Genomic DNA, 11868 nt, shown 5'->3' with positions numbered 1-11868 from the left:
GTCCGATGCCGTAACGCTACCGCTTCGTGATCTCAAACGACTGCCAACACGCAACCTGTCAACGCGCCCGGGGATGCGCCTGAGCCCACACCTCGCGCAGCGCACCCACCGTGACCATGGTGTAGATCTGCGTCGTCGTCACCGAGGCGTGCCCCAGGAGTTCCTGCACGACGCGGACGTCGGCGCCGCCGTCGAGCAGATGTGTCGCGAACGAATGTCTCAGGGTGTGCGGTGAGACCGCGACCGCGATGCCGGCCTTCTCGGCGGCCGTGTGCAGCACCTGCCAGGCGCTCTGCCGGGACAACCGGCCACCGCGGACGTTGAGGAACAGTGCAGGCCCGCCCCGCACCGACAGCGCGGGACGGCCCCGCACCAGGTAGGTGTCGATCGCGGCGATCGCGGGCCGACCGATGGGGACGACGCGTTCCTTGCCGCCCTTGCCGCGCAGCAGCACCGAACGGGACTGTGTGTCAACGTCGTCGACGTCGAGGCCGACTGCCTCGGAAATGCGGGCGCCGGTCGAGTAGAGCAGCTCGAGCAGCGCGCGGTCGCGCAGGGTGCGCGGGTTGTCCGCGGCACCGTCGCCGCCGGCGGCATCGAGAATCGCGAGCACATCGTCGAGCGGCAGCGACTTGGGAAGCCGTCGGCCCGGCGTCGGCGGCTTCACCGCCCGCGCGACGTCACCGGTCGTCACCCCCTCGGCGGCCGCGAATCTGTGCAGGCCGCGGACCGCGATCAGTGCACGCGCCGCCGAACTCGGCGCCAGCGCCACGACCCCGGCGTCGGGGTCGCCCTTGCGCAGGGCCACCACGAACTCGCTGACGTCGGATTCGTTGACCGACCGCGCGTCATCGATACCTCGCCCCTCGAGGAAGCGCGCATAGCGTTCGAGGTCACGGCGATACGACGAAAGGGTGTTGCGTGCGGCCCCGCGCTCGACGGTCAGGTGGTCCAGATACGAGTCGATCAGACCGCCCAGCGCGGTCATGCGGATCCGTGGGCGGCCCGACCGTGCTTGCGTCGCGTGAAGGCCTCCGGCCGATCGGTCCACTCGGCGTCGGCCGAGCGCAGGCTCGTGCCCTTCGCGCGCGCCGCAGCGAGCGCCAGGATCCCCGACACCGCAGTCGCGTTGACGATGTCACCGCGCAGCGCCATGTCCACGGCGTCGTCGAGCGGAACCCGCACGATCTCGAGGTCGGCCTCCTCGTCGTGAGCGTCCGGACGGCCCACCTCGTGCAGGCCGGTCGCCACGAACACCCGGACGGATTCGTCCGTGAAGCCCGGCGACAACGCGACGTCGACGAGCACCGACCAGTGGTCGGCCGCGAGTCCGGTCTCCTCGACGAGTTCACGGCGCGCCGCGGCGACGGGAGCCTCGCCGGGTTCGTCGAGCAGGCCCGCAGGCAACTCCCACAGTCGCCGTCCGAGTGGATGTCGGTACTGATGGATCAGTACCAGCCGATCGAGGTCGTCGAGCACCGCCACGGCAACAGCCCCGTGGTGCTCGACGACCTCTCGGTCAGCTTCTCGCCCGCCGGGCATCGCCACCCGGTCCACGCGCAGGGCAACGATCGCCCCGCTGTACACATCGCGCGAGGCGACCGTGTCGAACTCGTGCTCCCCCGGCAGGCTCATCGAGTGGCTATCCGACGCTGTCCGCGGTGGCCGCGTCCGCCGGCGACGATGCCGCGACATCCGTGACCTCGACGGGAAGCTGCTCGGCCGCCTTGTAGTCGAGGGCAGCGCCGACGAAGGCCGAGAACAGCGGATGCGGACGGGTGGGGCGGCTCTTGAGCTCCGGATGTGCCTGCGTCGCAACGAAGAACGGGTGCTTGTCCGCGGGGAGCTCGACGAACTCGACCAGGTGGCCGTCCGGCGACGTGCCGGAGAAGACCAGGCCGCTCTTGGCGATCCGGTTGCGGTAGGCGTTGTTGACCTCGTAGCGGTGGCGGTGACGCTCGGAGACGTTCTCGCTGCCGTATGCCTTGGCGACGACCGAGCCCTTGTCCAGCACCGCGGGGTACGCACCCAGACGCATCGTGCCGCCCAGGTCGGCCTCGCCGGCCACGATCTGCTCCTGGTCCGCCATCGTCGAGATGACCGGGTGCGTGGTGTCGGCGTCGAACTCCTCCGAGTTCGCATCCTCGAGGCCCACCGAGCGCGCGGCCTCGATGACGACGGCCTGCAGACCCAGGCACAGGCCGAGCAGCGGAATCTTGTGGGTGCGCGCGAAGCGGATGGCACCGAGCTTGCCCTCGATGCCGCGGATGCCGAAGCCTCCCGGGATCAGCACGGCATCGACGCCGCCGATCGCGGCACGTGCGCCTTCCTCGGTCTCGCACTCGTCGGACGGCACCCACGAGATCTCCACCTTGGAGCGGTGCGCGAAGCCACCGGCGCGCAGCGCCTCGGTCACCGACAGGTAGGCGTCGGGCAGGTCGACGTACTTGCCGACCAGAGCCACCTTGACGGTCTCGCGCGGGTTGTGGACGCGGTCGAGCAGGTCGCCCCACACCGTCCAGTCCACATCACGGAACGGCAGGCCCAGCTGACGGACCACGTACGCGTCGAGGCCCTCGCTGTGCAGCACCTTCGGGATGTCGTAGATCGACGGCGCGTCGGGGGTGGAGATGCAGGCGTCGACGTCGACGTCGCACATCAGCGCGATCTTCGACTTGAGTGCCTGCGGCACATCGCGATCGCAGCGCAGGATCAGCGCGTCGGGCTGGATACCGATGTTGCGCAGCGCGGCCACCGAATGCTGCGTCGGCTTGGTCTTCAGCTCGCCGGAGGGGCCGAGGTAAGGAACGAGCGACACGTGCAGGAAGAAGACATTCTCACGGCCCACGTCGTGGCGCACCTGGCGGGCAGCCTCGAGGAAGGGCTGCGACTCGATGTCGCCGACCGTGCCGCCGATCTCGGTGATGACGACGTCGGGGACCTGCCCCTGCGCATCCGCTCCGGCCATCGCGGTGATGCGGCTCTTGATCTCGTCGGTGATGTGCGGGATCACCTGGACGGTGTCGCCGAGGTACTCACCGCGACGCTCCTTGGCGATGACTGCCGAGTACACCTGGCCGGTCGTGACGTTCGCGAAGGCGTTGAGGTCGCGGTCGAGGAAACGCTCGTAGTGCCCCACGTCGAGATCGGTCTCGGCACCGTCCTCGGTGACGAACACCTCGCCGTGCTGGAACGGGTTCATCGTTCCGGGATCGACGTTGAGGTAAGGATCGAGCTTCTGCATGGTCACGCGCAGTCCGCGCGCGGTGAGCAGCTCACCGAGGCTGGAAGCGGTCAATCCCTTACCGAGCGAGGAGGCGACACCCCCGCTCACGAAGATGTGCTTGGTGGCGCTACGCGAATGAATGCGTGACTGTGGCAAAGGGGCTCCCGTGACGACTGTGCAGGACTTGGTCTGAGTGGACGCTGCTGGGGCCTGCCGACCCACGGGACCTCACGGTAACACCTTCTCGCCGGAGCGCCGCGCGCGGCGCTCCGGTTACGGGGCGAGAGGCGTCACACCCGTGTCATTGTGCCGGTGCCCCCACGGTCACGGAGGCCGCTCCCGGCCCCGTTCCGTACCGCCCGGATCCGCCTCCGAGCTGCTCCTGAAGTGCGAGGATCGTGGTGATGCGACCCGATTCCCGGTCGACGTTGTCGACCGTCGACAGCATCGCGGAGACGCCCGCATCGGCGCGCGCGACCGCGATCGGACCGCTGCCTTCCGCCGACGACGGCGGTCCCGCCAGCACGGTGCCGGCGCCGCGGCCGTCCAGCGACGCCGCGAATCTCGCGATCACGGCACCACGGTTACCGCCGGTGTTCTCGGGATCACCGGCACCGGTGACGACGATCGCGAACTGTGCGGGGGCCACGTTGCCGTCGAAGTCGACGAAACCGCCGCCGCGCAGCGCGTCGAGAGCGAGCACCCGCTCCTCCGGAGTGGTCTGAGGCTGGGCCGTCTGCGGATTGAGCAACAGGACCGAACCCAACAGGTCACCGGCCAGGCTCCCCTGGTCCACGGCGCCGGTCCGGAGCTGAATTCCTGCCGGGATGATGTTTGTCACAGTCGTGCGCAGCTGATCGCCGTTCACCGAGTCCACGAACGACTTGGTGAGTGCGATCCGGCCCGTCACGTTCCCGCCGGCCTGTCCGACCAGACGGTTGACGCCCTCCAGGTCGCCCGGATCCGCGTCGGGTGTGGTGACGAGGACCACCGAGCGCTGAGCGAGTGCGTCGCGCACGATCCGGTCGGACACCACGGAGTCGAATCCGTCGGCGGAGGTGAGTTGCTCGCTCAACTGGTTGTTCGTCGTGTTGAGGTCCTCGATCTCGCTCTGCAGATCGGCCTTGTCGTCTCGCAGACCCGAGAGCATCCCGTTCGACAGCAACCCGGAACCCAGCACGACACCGATGGCCAGGGCCAGGAAGATTGCCGCTATGGAAATGGCATGTTGACGCATCGAAATCACTTGAAGAGCCCCTGAACCCACAGCGCGAAGCTGTTCCACGTATCGATTGCCCAGTCGACGGCGTCTCCGCCGACATTGGAGACCACCAGCGCGACGATGACCGCTGTGAGCGCCGCGAGGACGAGCAACGCGATGGCCGCACCGGATACCCTGCTGCTGTACAGCGTCGAGACGGCCTTGGCGTCGACGAGTTTCGGCCCGACCTTCAGACGCGTCATGAACGCGGCCGGGTTGGCGTCCCGGCGGCCGCGGTCGAAGAACTCGTCGAGCGACACGGTGGTGCCGACGGTGACGATGAGTGACGCGCCGTGATGGTCGGCCAGCAGCAGCGCCAGATCCGACGGCGACGCCGACGCCGGGAACGTCATGGCGCCGATACCCAGATCCTGGATGCGCGACAGGCCCTGTGCGTGTCCGTCCGGGTCGGCGGGTAGCACGACCTCGGCACCGCACTTGAGCGTCTCGGCAGTGATGTCCTCGGGGTCACCGACGATCAGGTCCGGGCGGTAGCCGGCCTTGGTCAGTGTGTCCGCGCCCGCACCGACACCGATGAGGATCGGCGAATACTCCTTGATGAACGGCTTGAGATTCTTGAGGTCTGACTGGTGGTCGGGCCCGTCCGCGACGACGACCACATGCCGGCCCTTCAGATCCACGTCGATGTCCGGCACGCCGACGCCGTCGATCAGTAGCGGGCTCTCCGACCGAATGAACTCGATGGTGTTGCCGGAGAACGCCTCCAGATGGTCGACGAGGCCCGTCCGGGCCTCGATCATCCGGTCGGAGATCTCGGCCTCGACCTGCTCCTCGCCCTGCACCAGCAGGCGTTCGCCCGCGTACACAGCGCCCTCGTGCAACCGGACCTTGGAGCCGTCCTTGACGACCTTCATCAACTCGCTGCCGGGCGCGTCGACGAGAATGATGCCGTTCGCCACCAGGACCTCGGGCCCCAGATTCGGATAGCGGCCCGAGATGGACACCGACGCGTTCACGACGGCGAGGACGCCGGCCGTCACGAGAGCGTCGGCCGTCACCCGATCCAGATCGATCTCGTCCAGGACGACGATGTCACCATGGCCGACTCGACGCAGCAGTTTGGCGGTGTCGCGGTCGACTCGGGCGATGCCGCTGATTCCGGGTAGCGATTCGGTCTTACGGGAGAGCAGCGCCGGCATCTTCATGGATTCGATGATCGCCCGTCACATGACGATCACCACGGAGGCGCGCCGTACCAAATACCACACCAGTAACACAATGCCAACTGAAAAGTCTGTTTCGAGGTCACGCCAGCGCGGCGCTGCGCTCCTGTCCCGCGATCGACAGCAGTTCCTCCGCGTGCGCCCGACCGGTCTCGGTGTCCTCGAGGCCGGCGAGCATGCGCGCCAGTTCCACGACCCGTTCGTCCTCGGTGAGGGTGCGCACGCCGCTGTCGATGCCACTTCGGACGTCGTCGGTCTTGTCGACCACCAGGTGTGTGTCAGCGAAGGCCGCCACCTGCGGCAGATGCGTGACGACGATGACCTGATGTGTGCGTGCCAGACGGGCGAGTCGACGCCCGATCTCGACTGCAGCACGGCCACCGACACCCGCGTCGACCTCGTCGAACACCATCGTCGCGCCGCGGTCGGAGCCCGCCAGAACCACCTCGAGGGCCAGCATCACGCGGGACAACTCGCCACCGGACGCGCTCTTGCTGATCGGTAGCGCCGGGGCACCACTGTGCGCCGCGAGACGGAACTCGACCTCGTCGACACCGGAGACGCCCGCGTGAAGTTCGCGTCCGTCGAGCACGAGGGGAGCGGAATCGGCCGGTCCCGCCTCCCGCGGGCGCACCGTAACCTCGAGGGCCGCTCGCCCCATCGCGAGACCCGCCAATTCGTCACTGACGGCCTTCGCAAGTTTGACAGCGGCCTTCGTCCGAGCCGCGGAGAGCTTGCCGGCAGCTTCCGAGGTCGACGTCGCCGCCTTGTCCACCCGCGCGGACAGGTCCGCCAAGGCGTCGGCGGACACATCGATGCGTTCGAGGCGATCCCGCGCCGTTCCCGCCCACTCGAGCACGCCGTCGATGTCGGCAGCGTACTTCCGGGTGAGGGTCTTGAGTTCGGCCTGACGCGTCAACAACGAGTCGAGCGCGCCTGGGTCGCTCGGCAGTCCGGACAGATAACCCGACAGCTCACCCGAGACATCGGCGACGACCGCCATCGCCTCCCCCAGTCGAGGCCCGAGTCCGGCGAGCGCGGGATCGTCGGACGATTCGATCCGTGCGCGCGCCTCCCCGAGAAGGTCCAGCGCGCCGGAACCGCCGTCGACCGAGTCCTCGATCCCGACGAGCGCGGCCTGCGAGTCCTCTGCGGCAGAACGCAGCGAATCCAGGTCGCCGAGCCTGCGAACCTCGTCGACGATCTCCCGGTCCTCGCCTGCCGTGGGTGCGATCCGGTCGATCTCCTCGAGTGCGAACGTCAGCTGATCGGCTTCCTGCGCGAGTTCGCGTGTGCGACTGGTCCGTTCGATCAGCTCGGTCCGTGCCTCGAGCCACTCCGCCCGGTGCTTGCCGTAACGGGCGAGCAGGGGCCCGACGGCCTTGTCCGCGAAGCGGTCGAGCGCTGCGCGCTGCTGGTCCGGACGGAGTAGACGCAACTGATCGTTCTGGCCGTGCACCGTGAGGAGCGGGTCGGTGAACTCGGAGAGCACACCGGCCGGGATGCTCCGCCCACCGAGGTGGGCCCGCGAGCGGCCGTCCCCACCCACGGTCCGCACCGCGATGATGGTGCCGTCCTCGTCACGTTCGGCGCCGCACGATTCGAGGAGCCGCGTGACCTCACGGTCGACCTGCGGCGCGCTTGCGTCGACACTGAACCGACCTTCGACAACCGCACGTGCCGCACCGACCCGCACACGGCCGGCGTCTGCGCGGGCACCGCTGAGCAGATGCAGGCTGGTGACCACCATTGTCTTGCCGGCACCGGTCTCGCCGGTGAGGACAGTCAGCCCTTCGTGGAATTGGGCGCAGGCCGAGGAGATGGCCCCGAGGTTGTCGATCCGAATCTCCGAAAGCACAGCTACCGCTTCCTCCCCCGCCACCCGGTCACCGGTAGTTCGAATTTGCGCACCATGCGATCGGCGAACGGCGCCGAATCGAGGCGCACCCAGCGGACGGGATACTTACCGCGCACCACCTCGACCCGAGCGCCTGCCGGCAGTTCCAGCGTCCGGCGTCCATCGCAGAAGACGAGCCCGTCGTGGCTGTCCGCGACCGTCTCGATTGCCACGATCGATTCCGGACTGGTCACGAGCGGACGCGCAAACAGTGCGTGCGCATTGCTCGGAATCACCAGCAGCGCTTCGAGTTCGGGCCACACGATGGGGCCGCCTGCGGAGAACGCGTACGCAGTGGAACCCGTGGGGGTCGCGACCAGAACACCGTCGCACCCGAACGCGGAGACCGGGCGTCCGTCGACCTCGAGTACCACTTCGAGCACACCGAGCCGCGACCGATTCTCGATGCTCGCTTCGTTGAGTGCCCACCCTCGCTGCACGATCCGGTCCTCGATGCGGACCACGACGTCGAGCGTCATCCGATGTTCGATGCGGTACTCGCGCCGCACGACCTGCGCCATCGCCGCCTCGAGGTGTTCGGCCTCCGCCTCGGCAAGGAAACCGATCCTGCCCAGATTGATGCCGAGCACAGGAACATCGGCCGACTGGGCCAGTTCCGCAGCGCGCAGGAAGCTGCCGTCGCCCCCGAGGACGATGACCATCTCACAGTCGGACGCAGCACCGGGCCCCTCCGGGACCACTGTGACTACCGGTACGTCGGGGTCGTGGGCGCCGCGTTCGACCCACGCGAGATCGACCTCGTTCTCGAGGAGTCGCAGTCCGATTCCGGCGTGCGCGCAGATCGCGGCGACGCGGCGCGCGGTGTCGGTGATCTCGGCGCGGCCGGTGTGGGCCACCAGGAGGATCTGACGGCCCGAATCGCTGCGCGACACGGCATCCGCCATGGCCTGGATCACTGCGGACCTTCCTCGACCGCGCGCCGGATCAGTTCCTCGACGGAGGGAGCCGAATCTCCGTCTTCCGAGTCGGCGTCCACGTCCGCGGGAGCCGCGTCGGCCTTGCGGAGCCACAAGAAGTACTCGACGTTGCCCGACGGACCCGGAAGCGGGCTGGCCACGGCGCCGAGAGTGCGCAGACCCAGTGCCGCCGCTGCCTCAGCCACCTCGAGAACTGCGCTCACCCGGAGTTCCGGGTCGCGTACCACGCCGCCGGTGCCGACGCGATCCTTACCGACCTCGAACTGCGGCTTCACCATCGGAACGAGGTCCGCACCATCGGACACACAGGCGACGAGCGCCGGCAGCACAAGCTTGAGCGAGATGAACGACAGGTCCGACACCACCAAGTCCACCGGACCACCGATCGTCTCGGCGTCGATGGACCGAACATTGGTGCGATCGAAGACGTGCACGCGGTCGTCGGTCTGGAGTTTCCACACCAATTGGCCGTACCCGACGTCCACCGCCGCGACCTCGCGCGCCCCGTTGTACAGAAGCACATCGGTGAATCCTCCGGTCGACGCGCCGGCGTCGAGACACCGTCGTCCCTCGACCGCGAGCCCGCGCGGCCCGAACGCCTCCAGTGCGCCGATCAGCTTGTGTGCGCCCCGCGACGCCCACGAAATCTCCTCGTCGAGTTCCGTCACCAGGAGTGGCGTACCGGCCTCGATCGCCGTGGCAGGCTTGGTCGCCACAGTCCCGGCGATGAGCACACGGCCCGCTGAGATCAACTCCACTGCCTGCTCACGAGACCGTGCGAGTCCCCGCCGCACGAGTTCTGCATCGACCCTTGCTCGACGTGCCACCTTCAGACCTTGTCCACTGCTGCCAGGGACTCGACGAGAACATCGTGAGCCCGTTCGAGAATCTGCGCCTGCCGGGTCAGCCCACTTGCGGTGTCCGCGTCGGTTTCGGCACCGTCCAACCGGGTGAGCAGCGCGTCGACCCTCGAGTGAATGCTCGCGGGGTCGACACTGCTGCCCGTACCCGGGAGGTGCTGGCCTGGGAGTGGTACCGGCGTGCTCATCGAAGCAAACCTAGCCCATCTGCCCGACAACGGACCACCGGTGATCCCGGCGTCCGGTCCGTTACATGCCGCCCAGTAGCGAGGGCACCGCGGTCCGTGCTTCGCTGTCGGCGGCCCTGATCCGGACGAACTCCGGGTGTGTCCACGCCGCCGCGAGCACAGTCAAGAATGCCCCAGCGGTGGTACGACCGTTCGACTCGCCATCCGTGTCGACGGTGCGCACCACGAGATCACCGGCTTCGAAGTCCACCTGCCAACCAGGGTGGACGGCAACCACCGACGACGCCGCCGGGCGGTTGAGCGCCTCGAGCGACTCTGCGACATACGTCGGACGGTGGACCGCGTCCGCACGCAGCAGATCCGCCGTCGTACTCACGCCGGTCAGGACCAGGAGCGATTCGACACCCACCGCGTTGGCGCCGGCGATGTCGGTATCGAGTCGGTCCCCGACGACCAATGGCTTGGACGCGTTCGCCCGCGCCAGGGCGTCCCGCATGAGCGGCGACGCCGGCTTACCCGCGACGACGGGATCCTGCCCCGTTGCCGTCCGGAGTGCGGCCACCATGGAACCGTTGCCGAGGACCAGTCCCCGCTCCGTGGGCAGAGTGGAATCGATGTTGGCCGCGATCCACAGCGCGCCGGCCCTGATCGCGAGGGTCGCCTCCGCGAGGATCCCCCAGTCGGTCGCGGGCGAATGCCCCTGGACCACAGCCACCGGGCTGTCGGCGAACCGTCGGACCGCACGCAGCCCGACGTTCTCGATCTCCGCGGCGAGCGCGTCCGTGCCGACGACCAGCACCGCAGACCCCGTGTCCAACTGCTCGGACAGCAGCCGTGCAGCCGATTGCGAACTCGTGACGACATCGCCGTCGGCCGCAGTGAAGCCCAGATCACGCAGATGCTCGGCCACCTCGGACGGACTGCGGCTCGCATTGTTCGTCACGTACAGCTGACGCTCGTCCCCGGCCTCGAGCGCCTCCCGCGCACCAGGGATGATGTCGGGTCCCTGGTACACGGTGCCGTCGAGGTCGAGCAGGAGGACGTCGAAGCCGCTTCGCAGCGTGGACGTCACTGACCTTCTCCGGTCAGTTCGGCCACACGCTCCTCCGCATCGGTGTCCCCGTCGAGATCGGCGGCCGCCGCGTTGAGGAACCACTTGAGGCCATCGGCGATTCGTCCGGCGGCAACGAGCGCGTCGGCATACGCGTAGAACAGCCGGGCCGCAGCCGCGCCGGTACGCGCCGCATCGAGGTCCGCAGTCTGCAGGGTGACGACGGCCTGGTCGAACTGACCGAGATCCATGCGGGCACCTGCCACGACCATGCGGAGCTCGCTGGCATCCTCGCCCGTCAGCGCACGCGCCTCGTCGCTCCGGCCCAGCTCGATCGCGCGCTCGGGACGCCCCAGACCGCGTTCGCAGTCAGCCATCACGGCGAGGAAGCCCGGGCCACCGGACATCCGACGTGCGGCCCGCAGCTCGGACAACGCCTCTGCCCATTCGCCGGCGTGATACGCGGTGATTCCCGCGGTCTCGCGGACCACCGCGATGCGGCCGGCACGCTGACGTGCGGCGCGGGCATGCGCGAGTGCCAGACGCGGATCGTCGTCGATCAGCCGGCTTGCCATCACGAGATGGCGGGCGACCGCATTTGCGTTGTTCTTGTCGAGACTCAGCAGATCGCGGCGCACGGCGGGCTCGAGCTCCGATGCCTCGACGTCGTCCGGGATATCCGGCTCGTCGGGGCGGGCGTCACGCCGCTGCTGCCCGATCGCGTCACGATCACGGGCCGGCCCGAAGCCGCCTTCGCCGCCACGACGACGCGGCCCACCCCCGGTGCGACGATCGTCGCCGCGCCCCTGGAAGGGACGGCGATCGTCGGACGAACGTTCGCCGCGACGATCATCGCGGCGGTCGTCGCGACCCTGATATCCGCGGCGGTCGTCACCACGGTCTCCACTGCGATCGTCACGATCGCGCCACTGACCTGAACCACTACCCGGACGGCCGGCACGATCCTGTCCACCGGTCGGAGACTGACGGCGGTCGTCGTGACCCCCACGTCGATCCGACGACGGCCGACCGTCTCGTTGTCCTTCGGAACGGTGGGGGCCGTCTCCGCGGAAGTTCCGACGATCACCACTGCTTTCCGACACAGCCATTCCTTTCATACAAAGCACGAAAGGGGACCCAGTGTGTTGGGTCCCCTTTCGGTAACGGATGTTCGGCGGTGTCCTACTCTCCCACACCCTGTCGAGTGCAGTACCATCGGCGCTGGAGGGCTTAGCTTCCGGGTTCGGAATGAGACCGGGCGTT

At 68.3% G+C, this 11868-nt stretch carries 11 protein-coding genes and 1 rRNA gene; all 12 read right to left on the bottom strand.

Annotation, left to right across the window (positions count from 1 at the left end):
- Nucleotides 1–58: 58 nt before the first annotated feature.
- Nucleotides 59–988, bottom strand: a complete 930-nt coding sequence (gene xerD / locus C8K36_RS12500) for a site-specific tyrosine recombinase XerD (protein WP_107984836.1) — start codon at nucleotides 986–988, stop codon at nucleotides 59–61.
- A complete protein-coding gene (locus tag C8K36_RS12495) occupies nucleotides 985–1635 on the bottom strand; it encodes an NUDIX domain-containing protein (protein WP_107984835.1) in 651 nt (216 codons plus the stop codon). Before C8K36_RS12495 ends, xerD begins: the two co-directional genes overlap by 4 nt.
- Before the next feature lie 7 nt (nucleotides 1636–1642).
- Nucleotides 1643–3382, bottom strand: a complete 1740-nt coding sequence (locus C8K36_RS12490; protein WP_107984834.1) for a CTP synthase — start codon at nucleotides 3380–3382, stop codon at nucleotides 1643–1645.
- Nucleotides 3383–3527: 145 nt separating this feature from the next.
- Nucleotides 3528–4472 carry a copper transporter gene (locus C8K36_RS12485; RefSeq protein WP_107984833.1) on the bottom strand — a complete coding sequence of 315 codons (945 nt, stop codon included), beginning with the start codon at nucleotides 4470–4472 and terminating at the stop codon, nucleotides 3528–3530.
- On the bottom strand, nucleotides 4469–5653 hold the full coding sequence (steA, locus tag C8K36_RS12480) for a putative cytokinetic ring protein SteA (protein WP_107984832.1): 1185 nt from the start codon (nucleotides 5651–5653) through the stop codon (nucleotides 4469–4471). Before steA ends, C8K36_RS12485 begins: the two co-directional genes overlap by 4 nt.
- 100 nt (nucleotides 5654–5753) lie before the next feature.
- Entirely contained in the window at nucleotides 5754–7529 is a 1776-nt protein-coding gene (gene recN, locus C8K36_RS12475) for a DNA repair protein RecN (RefSeq protein ID WP_107985165.1), read from the bottom strand.
- Nucleotides 7530–7531: 2 nt separating this feature from the next.
- Nucleotides 7532–8473 (bottom strand): NAD kinase, encoded by a 942-nt coding sequence (locus tag C8K36_RS12470; RefSeq protein WP_107985164.1) that lies wholly within the window; start codon nucleotides 8471–8473, stop codon nucleotides 7532–7534.
- A gap of 8 nt (nucleotides 8474–8481) precedes the next feature.
- The gene (locus C8K36_RS12465) at nucleotides 8482–9333 is read right to left on the bottom strand and encodes a TlyA family RNA methyltransferase (protein WP_107984831.1); all 852 of its coding nucleotides are present in this window, start codon (nucleotides 9331–9333) and stop codon (nucleotides 8482–8484) included.
- A gap of 2 nt (nucleotides 9334–9335) precedes the next feature.
- Nucleotides 9336–9554, bottom strand: a complete 219-nt coding sequence (locus C8K36_RS12460) for a hypothetical protein (RefSeq protein WP_107984830.1) — start codon at nucleotides 9552–9554, stop codon at nucleotides 9336–9338.
- Nucleotides 9555–9615: 61 nt separating this feature from the next.
- Nucleotides 9616–10626: an HAD-IIA family hydrolase gene (locus C8K36_RS12455; RefSeq protein ID WP_107984829.1), complete on the bottom strand. Its 1011-nt coding sequence runs from the start codon at nucleotides 10624–10626 to the stop codon at nucleotides 9616–9618.
- Nucleotides 10623–11714 carry a hypothetical protein gene (locus C8K36_RS12450; protein WP_107984828.1) on the bottom strand — a complete coding sequence of 364 codons (1092 nt, stop codon included), beginning with the start codon at nucleotides 11712–11714 and terminating at the stop codon, nucleotides 10623–10625. The genes C8K36_RS12455 and C8K36_RS12450 overlap by 4 nt, the downstream gene beginning before the upstream one ends.
- A 60-nt stretch (nucleotides 11715–11774) precedes the next feature.
- Nucleotides 11775–11868, bottom strand: a 5S ribosomal RNA gene (gene rrf, locus C8K36_RS12445); the annotation flags it as partial.

The organism is Rhodococcus sp. OK519 (assembly GCF_003051005.1).
Classification (GTDB): domain Bacteria; phylum Actinomycetota; class Actinomycetes; order Mycobacteriales; family Mycobacteriaceae; genus Prescottella.
The sequence above is the reverse complement of the archived record's forward strand: the minus strand, read 5'-3'. Positions and strand labels throughout refer to the sequence as shown.

Coding starts and splice junctions, on each gene's coding strand:
- xerD (WP_107984836.1), bottom strand. CDS start 988: ATGACCGCGCTGGGCGGTCTGATCGACTCGTATCTGGACCACCTGACC.
- C8K36_RS12495 (WP_107984835.1), bottom strand. CDS start 1,635: ATGAGCCTGCCGGGGGAGCACGAGTTCGACACGGTCGCCTCGCGCGAT.
- steA (WP_107984832.1), bottom strand. CDS start 5,653: ATGAAGATGCCGGCGCTGCTCTCCCGTAAGACCGAATCGCTACCCGGA.
- C8K36_RS12470 (WP_107985164.1), bottom strand. CDS start 8,473: ATGGCGGATGCCGTGTCGCGCAGCGATTCGGGCCGTCAGATCCTCCTG.
- C8K36_RS12460 (WP_107984830.1), bottom strand. CDS start 9,554: ATGAGCACGCCGGTACCACTCCCAGGCCAGCACCTCCCGGGTACGGGC.
- C8K36_RS12450 (WP_107984828.1), bottom strand. CDS start 11,714: ATGGCTGTGTCGGAAAGCAGTGGTGATCGTCGGAACTTCCGCGGAGAC.